General features: G+C 62.9%; 11 protein-coding genes and 1 tRNA gene. 3 read left to right on the forward strand and 9 right to left on the reverse strand.

The window, feature by feature from the left end:
• Position 1 precedes the first annotated feature (1 nt).
• The 9 genes from P0D80_RS24835 to P0D80_RS24875 all read right to left on the reverse strand — a co-directional run bounded on the left by P0D80_RS24835 (position 2) and on the right by P0D80_RS24875 (position 8,080).
• Positions 2–481 carry a NuoB/complex I 20 kDa subunit family protein gene (locus tag P0D80_RS24835; RefSeq protein WP_006052903.1) on the reverse strand — a complete coding sequence of 160 codons (480 nt, stop codon included), beginning with the start codon at positions 479–481 and terminating at the stop codon, positions 2–4.
• A gap of 63 nt (positions 482–544) precedes the next feature.
• Positions 545–904 (reverse strand): NADH-quinone oxidoreductase subunit A, encoded by a 360-nt coding sequence (locus P0D80_RS24840; protein WP_013339872.1) that lies wholly within the window; start codon positions 902–904, stop codon positions 545–547.
• Positions 905–1,066: 162 nt separating this feature from the next.
• A tRNA-Leu gene (locus tag P0D80_RS24845) sits at positions 1,067–1,151 on the reverse strand.
• A gap of 113 nt (positions 1,152–1,264) precedes the next feature.
• The gene (secG, locus tag P0D80_RS24850) at positions 1,265–1,642 is read right to left on the reverse strand and encodes a preprotein translocase subunit SecG (RefSeq protein WP_095419939.1); all 378 of its coding nucleotides are present in this window, start codon (positions 1,640–1,642) and stop codon (positions 1,265–1,267) included.
• Between the two features lie 82 nt (positions 1,643–1,724).
• On the reverse strand, positions 1,725–2,504 hold the full coding sequence (gene tpiA / locus P0D80_RS24855) for a triose-phosphate isomerase (RefSeq protein ID WP_106306759.1): 780 nt from the start codon (positions 2,502–2,504) through the stop codon (positions 1,725–1,727).
• A 121-nt stretch (positions 2,505–2,625) separates the two neighbouring features.
• Entirely contained in the window at positions 2,626–3,642 is a 1,017-nt protein-coding gene (locus P0D80_RS24860; protein WP_408287175.1) for an NAD(P)H-quinone oxidoreductase, read from the reverse strand.
• 151 nt (positions 3,643–3,793) lie between these two features.
• A complete protein-coding gene (gene pnp / locus P0D80_RS24865) occupies positions 3,794–5,950 on the reverse strand; it encodes a polyribonucleotide nucleotidyltransferase (protein WP_408287178.1) in 2,157 nt (718 codons plus the stop codon).
• Between the two features lie 345 nt (positions 5,951–6,295).
• The gene (rpsO, locus tag P0D80_RS24870) at positions 6,296–6,568 is read right to left on the reverse strand and encodes a 30S ribosomal protein S15 (protein WP_011487489.1); all 273 of its coding nucleotides are present in this window, start codon (positions 6,566–6,568) and stop codon (positions 6,296–6,298) included.
• Positions 6,569–6,754: 186 nt separating this feature from the next.
• Complete coding sequence (locus P0D80_RS24875) at positions 6,755–8,080, reverse strand: branched-chain amino acid ABC transporter substrate-binding protein (protein WP_408287181.1); 1,326 nt, start codon at positions 8,078–8,080, stop codon at positions 6,755–6,757.
• 184 nt (positions 8,081–8,264) lie between these two features.
• Here P0D80_RS24875 and P0D80_RS24880 point away from each other — a divergent pair, with 184 nt between their 5' ends.
• From P0D80_RS24880 to P0D80_RS24890, 3 genes are all read left to right on the forward strand, one after another.
• A complete protein-coding gene (locus P0D80_RS24880; protein WP_408178043.1) occupies positions 8,265–8,816 on the forward strand; it encodes a hypothetical protein in 552 nt (183 codons plus the stop codon).
• A gap of 225 nt (positions 8,817–9,041) precedes the next feature.
• The gene (locus P0D80_RS24885; RefSeq protein ID WP_408287185.1) at positions 9,042–9,680 is read left to right on the forward strand and encodes a carbonic anhydrase; all 639 of its coding nucleotides are present in this window, start codon (positions 9,042–9,044) and stop codon (positions 9,678–9,680) included.
• A gap of 87 nt (positions 9,681–9,767) precedes the next feature.
• Positions 9,768–11,348, forward strand: coding sequence for a SulP family inorganic anion transporter (locus P0D80_RS24890; protein ID WP_408287188.1), 1,581 nt, complete (start codon positions 9,768–9,770; stop codon positions 11,346–11,348).
• Positions 11,349–11,393: the final 45 nt, after the last annotated feature.

Genomic DNA, 11,393 nt, shown 5'->3' on the forward strand with positions numbered 1-11,393 from the left:
CTTATTGACGGGCGATTGTGTTGGTGCGGCGAATCTTGGCCTGTAACTGGATCACGCCGTACACCAGCGCTTCCGCCGTGGGCGGACAACCCGGCACATAGACGTCGACCGGCACGATCCGGTCACAGCCGCGCACCACTGAATACGAGTAGTGGTAATAGCCGCCGCCGTTCGCGCACGAGCCCATCGAAATCACCCAGCGCGGCTCGGCCATCTGGTCGTAGACCTTGCGCAGAGCCGGCGCCATCTTGTTGCACAGCGTACCGGCGACGATCATCACGTCCGACTGACGCGGACTCGGACGAAACACCACGCCAAATCGGTCGAGGTCGTAACGGGCAGCGCCCGCATGCATCATCTCGACTGCGCAGCACGCAAGACCGAACGTCATCGGCCACAGCGAGCCGGTGCGCGTCCAGTTGATCAGTTTGTCAGCCGTGGTGGTGACAAACCCTTCCTTCAAGACCCCTTCGATACTCATTTGCTTTCCACTCCAGACGGGGCGGCAAGCCTTGGCCACCCACGCAAACCGGCGATTAATCCATCATTCCCAGTCGAGGCCGCCCTTCTTCCAGATATAGGCGAAGCCCAGCAGGAATTCGAGCAGGAAAATCATCATTGCCATGAAGCCCGGCCAGCCGATGTCGCGCAGAGCAACGCCCCACGGGAACAGGAACGCGGTTTCAAGGTCGAAAATGATGAAGAGAATGGCGACGAGGTAATAGCGCACGTCGAACTTCATACGCGCATCTTCGAATGCTTCGAAGCCGCACTCGTACGGTGCGTTTTTCTCGGTATCGGGCTTGTTGGGACCGAGGATCTTGCCGATACTGACCAGTGCTACGCCTAAACCGGTGCCCACAACGAGGAACAACAAGACGGGGAAATAGGCTGCGAGGTTCAAGACTATCCTCAATCGGTTGGTTCTGAGTGCCGTCAGGAGCATAGCACTCCTGACGCGAAATCACTTCCGAAACGCACATGCCGCAAGCCCAACGCAAGCCGCACGTCAGAAGTGAAAATGCCAGCCGAAGCGAAGCAAGCGGCTGGCATTTAGATAACATTTTGGTGCCGACGGCGAGACTCGAACTCGCACAGCTTTCGCCACTACCCCCTCAAGATAGCGTGTCTACCAATTTCACCACGTCGGCACTGCATGCAATCCGGGAAAACAACTTATAAAACCCGCGAATCGCTTCAAGACTTAGATTGTAACTGGTCTAAACAGATTGTTCAACGCACAAAAGCACGTTTGAACGAAAATTTATTTCGGCACGTCGGTCGCCGGGACGGACGCAGCCGATGCCGGCAAAACAGCCGAGCCACCTGCCGGTGCCGAGGCAGCCGAAGCCGCGACCGGCGCAGTCACAGCCGCGCCCAGCACGCCTGCGGAAGGTTTCGCACGATACGCGCCGAGGTAAGTGAGCGTCAGCGTGGTGACAAAAAATACCGCTGCGAGCACCGCCGTTGTACGCGACAAAAAGTTTGCCGAACCGGTCGCGCCGAACAGGCTTCCCGACGCGCCGCTACCAAAAGCCGCGCCCATATCGGCGCCTTTGCCGTGCTGCAGCAAGACGAGGCCGATAACCCCGAGTGCCGACAACAGCTGAACGACGATAATCAATGTTTTCAAATACAGCATCACACTCACCTGAGTCTTTATTTAACCGCGCCACACACTGCGTGCTGCACGGGATGGGGTCATCCTCGCCAAGGCGCCCTGCTTAACCGGCGACGCTCGTTGCGGCCGCCGCCTTGCAGATCGCCAGGAAATCCTGGTCTTTCAACGACGCGCCGCCGATCAGGCCACCGTCGATATCCGGCTGGCGGAACAATTCTTCCGCGTTTTCCGGCTTCACACTGCCGCCGTACAACAGCGGCACATCCGCCACCGCCGCACCCTTTGCCGCCAGACGCGCACGCAGAAACGCATGGACTGCCTGCGCCTGCTCCGAGCTTGCGCTCTTGCCGGTGCCGATCGCCCAAACCGGCTCATACGCGACGACAAGCCGCGCCGCCTCTTGCACCGACAACTTGGCCAGCACTTCGTCCAGTTGCGTGCCGACCACCTGCTCGGTCGAACCGGCTTCGCGCTCTTCAAGCGTTTCGCCGACACAGACGATCGGCGTCAGGCCTGCTTCCAGCGCGCGCTGCGTTTTCACCGCGACCAGTTCAGCACTTTCGCGATGATAGGCACGGCGCTCCGAGTGTCCGACGATCGCGAGCGTGGCGCCGAAATCCACCACCATCGGCGCGGCCACTTCGCCGGTATAGGCGCCATGCGTGAACGCTGACACGTCCTGCACGCCCCACACGACCCGGCTGCCTTCCAGCAACGATTGAGACTGCGCGAGGTACGGACTCGGCACGCAGACGCCGACGCGCACGTCGGCCGGCAATTCGCCCGCGCCTTGCGCCACGGCTTGCAACAGCGTGGCATTCTCGGCGAGGCGCCCGTGCATCTTCCAGTTACCGACTACCAGTTTGGCTCGTTGTTTCGACATCGTCTCGTCTTGTCTTGGCGGCGGACTTTGTTTGCGCTTACAGTCCGCCTTTCGGTTTCATGCGGCGTGCGCAAAACGCGCAATTTTACTGCGTGGGGTGGATCGGGTCAAACCGACCGTGTCACGCGTCCTGACCCCAAGACAGTACGATCTTGCCGACATGCGTGCTGCTCTCCATCAGCGCGTGCGCGTCGGCAGCCTGCGCGGCCGGGAACACGCGATGCACCACCGGCTTGATGCGGCCGTCTTCGAGATGCGGCCAGACATGCTCTTTCAACTGCGCGGCAATCTTCGCCTTGAATTCGACCGGCCTCGGACGCAGCGTCGAACCGGTCAGCGTCAAACGGCGGCGCAGCACCTCGTTCAGATTGAGCTCCGCTTTCGCGCCACCCAGCAACGCGATCAGCACGATGCGGCCGCCGTCTGCCAACGCCGTCAGTTCGCGCGACACATAACTGCCCGCCACCATGTCGAGCACCACGTCTACGCCGCGATCGTTGGTCAGCGACTTGATCACTTCGACGAAATCTTCAGTCTTGTAGTTGATCGCCCGCTCCGCGCCCAACGCTTCACAGGCGCGGCACTTCTCGTCCGAGCCAGCGGTCGCGAACACGCGAAAGCCGAGCGCATGCGCAATCTGGATCGCCGTCACGCCGATGCCGCTGGAACCGCCCTGCACCAGCAGCGTTTCGTTCGGCGCGCCTTCGCCCTTGCCGAGTTGCGCACGGTCGAACACATTGCTCCACACCGTGAAGAACGTTTCCGGCAGCGAAGCCGCTTCGACATCCGACAAACCGGCCGGCACCGGCAGGCACTGCAGCAGCGGCGCGACCGCGTATTCCGCGTAGCCGCCGCCGGCCAGCAACGCGCACACGCGATCGCCTACCTTCAGACCGAACGGGTTGTTCTTCTCGTCGATCGACCCTTCGACGATTTCACCCGCCACTTCCAGCCCCGGCAGATCCGACGCGCCCGGCGGCGGCGCATAGCCGCCCTTGCGCTGGAACACGTCCGGACGGTTGATGCCGGATGCGGCCACCTTGATCAGCACCTCGCCTGCTTTCGGCTGCGGCGTGGGCCGCTCAGCCAGCTTCAGGACGTCCGGCGCTCCGAATTCGGTGATTTCGATCGCTTTCATCTGCGTCAACTCCAAGATTGGATTGCGTTGCATGCCGGAATGAACAAATAGAGTACCCGTTTCTGTCCACCTGCAACGCAATCCACCCTGCACCCTTCATAAAAAACGGCCGGCGCGCATTCACGCTGCCGGCCGTTGTGCCGCTACCGCATTACTGCGGCGTCGGTTCGCCTTGCGGCGCGCCGCTTGCGCCATTCGCGCCTTCATTCAGCAACGCCTTGGCCGACAAACGCACGCGGCCCTTTTCGTCCGTCTGGATGACCTTGACCTTCACTTGCTGGCCATCCTTCAGGTAGTCGTTGATGTCCTTGATACGCTCGTTGGCGATTTCGGAGATGTGCAGCAGACCATCCTTGCCCGGCAGGATGTTCACGATCGCGCCGAAATCGAGCAGCTTGAGCACGGTGCCTTCGTACACCTGGCCCACTTCGACTTCCAGCGTGATGTTCTCGATACGCTTCTTCGCTTCGGCCATCCCTTCGCTGCTCGTGCTGGCGATGGTGACGACGCCGTCGTCCGAAATATCGATCGTCGTGCCGGTTTCTTCGGTCAGCGCGCGGATCACCGAACCACCCTTGCCGATCACGTCGCGAATCTTTTCCGGATTGATCTTGATGGTGATCATGCGCGGTGCGTAGTCCGACAGCACCGTGTTCGCGCCCGACACCGCCAAGGTCATCTTGCCGAGGATGTGCATACGGCCTTCCTTCGCTTGCGCGAGGGCCACCTGCATGATTTCCTTGGTAATGCCCTGGATCTTGATGTCCATCTGCAGCGCGGTCACGCCTTGTTCCGTGCCCGCCACCTTGAAGTCCATGTCGCCGAGGTGATCTTCGTCGCCGAGGATGTCGGTCAGCACGGCGAACTTATTGCCTTCCAGGATCAGGCCCATGGCGATGCCGGCGACGTGCGCCTTCATCGGCACGCCGGCGTCCATCAGCGCGAGGCAGCCGCCGCACACCGAAGCCATCGACGAGGAACCGTTCGATTCCGTGATTTCCGACACGACGCGAATCGAGTAGCCGAATTCGTCGGCGCTCGGCAGGCAGGCAGCCAGCGCGCGCTTGGCGAGACGGCCGTGACCGATTTCACGGCGCTTCGGCGAACCGACGCGGCCCGTTTCGCCGGTCGCGAACGGAGGCATGTTGTAGTGGAGCATGAAGCGTTCGCGGTACTCGCCTTCGAGCGCGTCGATGTTCTGCTCGTCGCCCTTCGTGCCCAGCGTGGCCACCACCAGCGCTTGCGTTTCGCCGCGCGTGAACAGTGCCGAACCGTGGGTGCGCGGCAGAACGCCAGTACGGATTTCGATCGGACGCACGGTGCGCGTGTCGCGGCCGTCGATACGCGGTTCGCCGTTCAGGATCTGCGTACGGACGATCTTCGCTTCGATGTCGAACAGCACGTTGCCGACGGTTGCCTTGTCGGCCGCCACCGTGCCGCCTGCTGCGGCGTCTTCTTCCAGCTTCGCCGACGTGGCTGCGTAGACTTCCTTCAGCTTGGTCGAACGGGCTTGCTTGTCGCGCAGTTGGTAAGCCGCGAGCAGGTCGGCTTGCGCCAGTTCCGTCACGCGTGCGATCAGCGGCTCGTTCTTCGCCGCCGGTTGCCAATCCCATTCCGGCTTGCCGCCTTCGCGGACCAGTTCGTGGATTGCGTCGATCGCAATCTGCATTTGTTCGTGGCCGAACACGACGCCGCCGAGCATCACTTCTTCGCTCAGTTGCTGCGCTTCCGATTCCACCATCAGCACCGCGCGTTCCGTACCGGCGACGATCAGGTCGAGCGCCGATTCCTTCATTTGCGGACGCGTCGGGTTCAACACGTATTCGTTGTTGATGTAGGCCACGCGTGCTGCGCCGACCGGGCCGTTGAACGGCAGACCCGACACGGCGAGCGCCGCCGACGCGCCGATCAGCGCGGGGATGTCAGCGGGGATTTCGGGGTTCAGCGACAGGACGTGGATCACGACCTGGACTTCGTTGTAGAAGCCTTCCGGGAACAGCGGGCGCAGCGGACGATCGATCAGGCGCGAGATCAGCGTTTCGCCTTCCGACGGACGGCCTTCGCGGCGGAAGAAGCCACCCGGGATCTTGCCAGCGGCGTAAGTCTTTTCGAGGTAGTCGACGGTCAGCGGGAAAAAGTCTTGACCCGGCTTGGCCGTCTTGGCGCCGACCACGGTGGCCAGCACCACGGTATCTTCGACGTCGACGATTACGGCACCGCTCGCCTGGCGAGCGATTTCGCCGGTCTCGAGGCGAACCTTATGTTGTCCCCACTGAAATTCTTTGACGATCTTATTGAACATAGTCATTGCTTTTCCTCTTCGTAATGCCGCGCGGACCAGAAGCGGCGCGGCAACGCCAGGACCGGCGCCGCATGGGAAGAGTAGTGTTATGCCATTCCAGAGAACCACGCCCTACGTCGAGTACGCGCGCGAACCGCTGGAATGACACAAAGCTCCGCCCCTGAAGCCCGGCCATGAATCTCTTCTTTACTGCTTGCTCTACTGCTTGATTACTGCTGCCTGCTCCCGCCGCATGAACCGGCACGCCACTGCGGAGAACAGCCGGCGCGCATCACATGAAGCGCACCGTGCAAAAACAAAATGCCTGTATCAGTGGAACTGACACAGGCATCTTGCTGAACGACTGGCCGATTACTTACGCAGACCCAGCTTCTCGATCAGTGCGCGGTAACGATCCGCGTCCTTACCCTTCAGGTAATCGAGCAGCTTACGACGGCGGCTCACCATGCGCAGCAGACCGCGGCGGCTGTGGTGATCTTTCGTGTGTGCCTTGAAGTGAACGGTCAGTTCGTTGATGCGGGTCGTGAGCAGCGCGACCTGAACTTCGGGGGAGCCGGTGTCGTTAGCGGCGCGTGCGAATTGCGCAACGACTTCGGACTTCTTGCTTGTTTCAACTGCGGACATGTCGATTTCCTTAAGAACTAGACAGGCGGTCACGGAAGAAAGGCCGTGCCGTGGGTTACCCGTGTGCTTTAAATATTGCTGACAGGCCTTGGATAAAGGCTTGCCTCACAACGGGACGCGTATTGTAGCACAGCCCAATCCGGCCGCGAACCCCGCTGTGCCGGGCGATGGCGCGCCTCGCCTCGATCACGGCCGCTTCATCCTGCAGACGGTCGGCAGGACGGTGCGCTCGGGCGGCAGCGCCAGCACCGTGCGAAAACCGTAGCCGGAGCCTTCGTTATCGAAATGCACGCCCGGCGTACCGGCTTTGTCCATCTCCATCACGTAAAGGGGCTGGATCAGTTGATGATCGTCGGCGCGCATCCACGAGGCGTGGAAGCCGTTGTCGAACTTGATTCCCTCGAGGGCTTTCGCCACCGCCATCGGATCGGCGCTGCCGGCGCGCGTCATTGCCGCAGCCAGAGTTTCGATCATCAGCGGCATGCGCAGCACCGGGTAGTCGTCCTGCGCGGCCGGAAAGCGCGCCCGGAAGGCCCCGTACCAGGCGTCGGACGCCGCGCCGCCGGCGTTCGGATGCCAGTCTGCCACCGCGATCACGTGGCCGACGCCGGCGTCGCCCAAAGCGGCGGGCGCGCCGAGGCTGTTGCCGTAGAACGTGTAGAACTTCGTGTCCAGCCCCTGCTCGCGCGCGGCCTTGACGAGCAGCGTCAGGTCGTTGCCCCAATTGCCGGTGATCACGGCGTCCGCCCCGCTCGCGCGGATCTTCGCAATGTACGGCGCGAAGTCCTTCACGCGGCCGATCGGATGAAATTCGTCGCCGACCACCGCGATGTCCGGACGCTTCGTCGTCAGCGTCGAACGCGCGAGGCTGCTGACGTCGTGTCCGAAGCTGTAATCCTGGTTCAGCAGATAGACCTTCTTCACCGCCTTGTCGCGCTGGATCACGTCGGCCAGCGCGTCCATGCGCATGCCCGCGTGCGCGTCGAAGCGGAAATGCCAGAAGCTGCAGTTGGCGTTGGTCAGCGACGGGTCGTCGGCGGAATAGTTGAGGAACAGTTCGCGGTTGCCCGGTTCGCGGCTGTTCTGCTTGTCGATCGCGCCGATCAGCGCGGCGGCGACCGCCGAGCTGTTGCCCTGCATGATGTAGCCGATATGACGGTCGGCGGCCGCGCGCAATTGCGTGAGCGCCTCTTCGGTGCCGCCCTTGCTGTCGAGCACGACCAGCTCGAACGGATGCGCGCCGTCGGCGAGCTTCACGCCGCCGTGCGCATTCACCTGCTCGACGCCGAAGCGCAGGTTGCGCTCCACCGCCGCGCCCGCGTTGGCGAACGGGCCGGACATGCCTTCGATCAGCGCCAGCTGGATCGGCGCGCCGGTGGGTTTGCTCGCCGGCTTTGCTCCAAGGCTGGCCGCGGGATTAGCCGCCCGCTCGCTCGCCGCATACGCGACCGCGGCCATCGACATCGCCGCCAGCACCGCCGCCGCCGTCCGTTGCCACTTCGCCATCGTCATCGCCCCGCGTGATTGGTGAAAGCGCGGATCATAGGGCGTTCAGGACGGAATAAGCAAGCCGGCGCAAGCGTTATCGTATTGCCCGGCCGGCTCTTCATGAAGCGCAAATCTTTTGCCACAGCGCGTGTCAAAATAATGCGTCTCGATGATAAAAACCGCTACTCAAACGCCATCGGAGGAATACATGTTAAACCGCCATCACACCACGGCGGCCTCGATCGGAGCGCCGGCCGCGGGGCGCTTGCGCCGCGCGGCGCTCGTCTGCCTGAGCGCGCTGGCGCTTGCCGGCTGCGTACAGCCGTGGCAGCAATACACCCAAGGCGCGGACGAATCGACCATCGTCGCGCGCCTCGGCCCGCCGCGCGAAAGCTATGACCTGCCGAATGGCGGCAAGCGGCTGATGTGGCCGACCCAGCCGATGGGCGAAACCACCACCGCGGCCGACATCGACGCATCCGGCAAGATCGTCAATGTGCGCCAGGTGCTGCAGCCCAACGAGTTCTACCGCGCCGAAATCGGCAAATGGACCAAGAGCGACGTGCTGGTGAATTTTGGCCGCCCGGTCGAAACGTCGTACTTCCCGTTGATGAAGCGCGAAGTCTGGACCTACCGTTATCTGGAAGACAACGTCTGGTACATGATGTACAGCTTTTATTTCGACGAGCAGGGCATCGTGCGCCTGACGCAGAAAACGCCCGATCCGTTGCACGATCCGGATCGCCGCAGCCTGTTCTGAGCGCCGCCTGATCCGATTCGCATGCATCTACGAAGCCGCCTTCCCGGGCGGCTTTTTTTTATTTATTACGCATGGCGGCGAATTTTATTTCGCGCACAGCAGATTTATTTTTTGATAGAAAGGCTTTCGTAAGCATTGATTCGGTGCTGGCCTCTCATGAGGCCGCACGAGCGCAGCCGTGAATTCGGCGCCGAATGAATGCGCCCCACTACGGAGCCGCTATCCATGAATCGTCCCAAACGCCTGCTGGTCGCCAACGTCGCCTGGGCGCATGAAACCGCCGTGCGCAACCCCGAGTTTTTCCGCGATCTGGTGCGCGGCCAGAATCCCCACGTCCTGTGGATCGGCTGCTCGGACAGCCGTGTGCCCGCCGAGACCATCACGCATTGCGAACCGGGCGACCTGTTTGTCCACCGCAACATCGCCAACCTCTTTCAGCCCGACGACGACAATTCGGCGAGCGTCCTCGAATATGCGGTGAAGGTGCTGAAGGTCGGCCACGTGATCGTCTGCGGCCATTACGGATGCGGCGGCGTGCGCGCCGCGCTGCTGCCGCCCGAGCCGAGCCTGCCGCATGTGAATCGGCGGATCGCGCCGCTTTGCACGCTCGCCAAGGCGCATCACGAAGAACTGCAGGACCACGATAGCGAACGTGAGCGTGTCAACCGCCTCGCCGAGCTGAACGTGCTCGAACAGGTGCGTGGGTTGCGCGCGCACCCCATCGTGCGGGAGGCCGATATGGCGCCGCTCGTACACGGCTGGATCTTCGCGCTCGAAGACGGGCGCATCAAGGTCCTCACGTCCGGCTACGAAGCCGACGACGCGATGACCTGCACGACCGCCGCCCACAGCGCCGCCGCTTGACGCGACACCCACGCGGCACTTCATGCGAATCCGATCCGGTTCAGCTTTCGCCGCATACCAGGCTCCACTCCTCACTGCACCGACACCATGAACCTTCGAGCTTTCTTCTCCACGTTTCAGCGCGACCTGCTTGCGGGCACGGTCGTTTTTCTAGTGGCCCTGCCGCTTTGTCTGGGCATCGCTAACGCATCGGGCGTCGAACCATTTGCCGGGCTTGTCTCGGGCATCGTCGGCGGGCTGGTGGTGGCCGTGCTGAGCGGCTCGCGCTTGAGCGTGAGCGGGCCGGCAGCAGGCCTCGTCGTGATCGTCGTCGACGGGATCGCGCAGCTCGGCAGCTTCTCCGCGTTCCTGCTGGCCGTACTGCTGTCCGGCGCGATCCAGTTCGGTTTCGGCATGCTCAAAGCCGGCCGTTTTGCGGCCTATGTGCCGTCGCCGGTGATCAAGGGCATGCTGGCGGCCATCGGCGTGCTGCTGATCGTCAAGCAGTTTCCGCTCGCGCTCGGGCTGTCCGGCGTGCATGCGGCGTCGGGTACGCAAGCTGCCGCGCTGGCGGCCGGAGCGGTTGCCACGCCGTTCGGCTCGATTTCGCTTGCAGCCTGCGTGATCACCCTGCTGTCGCTGGCGATTCTGATCGGCTGGGAGACGCGCGCATTTCGGCGCTTCGCACTGGTGCGCCGCGTACCGGCGCCGCTCGCCGTCGTTCTGCTGGGGATCGGCGCGACGTTGCTGCTCAGCGTGCTGGCGCCGTCGCTCGCCCCGCCCGCCGAACATCGGGTCGCCCTGCCGCCGCTGGAATCGTTCGCGGCCTTGCAACTCGCATTGGAATGGGCCGACTTCGGGCCGCACTTCGCTCAGCTCGTCAATCCCGATGTCTGGCGCGTCGCCATCACGCTGGCGATCGTCGCGAGCCTGGAAACGCTGCTGAGCCTCGAAGCCGTCGAGCAGATCGATCCCGAACGACGCGCCGCGCCGCCGGATCGCGAGTTGAAGGCGCAAGGCGTGGGCAACCTGATTGCCGGCGCGATCGGCGGCTTGCCGATCACGTCGGTGATCGTGCGCAGTTCGGCCAATGTGCATGCGGGCGCGCAAAGCCGGCTCTCGGCGATCATTCACGGCGTGCTGTTGCTCGTCAGCGTGTTTGCACTCACTAGCGTCATCAACCTGATTCCGCTGGCCTGTCTCGCGGCGATCCTGATCTTCACGGGGTTGAAGCTCGCCAAGCCGTCGCTATTCGTCGCCGTCGCGAAACAGGGCTTTGCGCCGTTCGCGCCGTTTATCGTCACGCTGGTCGGCGTGCTCGCGACCGACCTGCTGATCGGCATCGTGCTCGGCATTCTGTGCAGCGTGCTGCTCGCGTTGTATGCGAATCTGCGCAGCCCGATCGTGCTCGCGCAACACGGCGATCACTATCTGCTGTCGTTTCGCAAGGACGTGTCGTTTCTCGGCAAGGTGGCGCTCAAGCACTACCTGCAGCAGGTTCCTGACGGCGCCACCTTGATCGTCGATGCGACGCGCGCCGATTTCGTCGACCACGACGTGCGCGAACTGCTCGACACATTCGTGGCCGACGCGCCACGCCGCGGCATCGCTGTCGAAGTGCGGCATCAGGTGCAGGCACAGGCGCGCGCGTCACGCGGCTGGTCGATGCGACGCACGGCGACGGAGTAACGCCGCTCGCAATGAAAAAGCCCCGTGCCAATCAAGGCACGGGGC

The organism is Paraburkholderia sp. RL17-373-BIF-A (assembly GCF_046030175.1).
GTDB lineage: Bacteria > Pseudomonadota > Gammaproteobacteria > Burkholderiales > Burkholderiaceae > Paraburkholderia.

Bases quoted from the DNA above. Each gene is read 5' to 3' on its own strand.
- P0D80_RS24835 (WP_006052903.1), bottom strand. From the start codon at position 481: ATGAGTATCGAAGGGGTCTTGAAGGAAGGGTTTGTCACCACCACGGCT.
- secG (WP_095419939.1), bottom strand. From the start codon at position 1,642: ATGCTGTATTTGAAAACATTGATTATCGTCGTTCAGCTGTTGTCGGCA.
- tpiA (WP_106306759.1), bottom strand. From the start codon at position 2,504: ATGTCGAAACAACGAGCCAAACTGGTAGTCGGTAACTGGAAGATGCAC.
- P0D80_RS24860 (WP_408287175.1), bottom strand. From the start codon at position 3,642: ATGAAAGCGATCGAAATCACCGAATTCGGAGCGCCGGACGTCCTGAAG.
- pnp (WP_408287178.1), bottom strand. From the start codon at position 5,950: ATGACTATGTTCAATAAGATCGTCAAAGAATTTCAGTGGGGACAACAT.
- rpsO (WP_011487489.1), bottom strand. From the start codon at position 6,568: ATGTCCGCAGTTGAAACAAGCAAGAAGTCCGAAGTCGTTGCGCAATTC.
- P0D80_RS24875 (WP_408287181.1), bottom strand. From the start codon at position 8,080: ATGACGATGGCGAAGTGGCAACGGACGGCGGCGGCGGTGCTGGCGGCG.
- P0D80_RS24880 (WP_408178043.1), top strand. From the start codon at position 8,265: ATGTTAAACCGCCATCACACCACGGCGGCCTCGATCGGAGCGCCGGCC.
- P0D80_RS24885 (WP_408287185.1), top strand. From the start codon at position 9,042: ATGAATCGTCCCAAACGCCTGCTGGTCGCCAACGTCGCCTGGGCGCAT.
- P0D80_RS24890 (WP_408287188.1), top strand. From the start codon at position 9,768: ATGAACCTTCGAGCTTTCTTCTCCACGTTTCAGCGCGACCTGCTTGCG.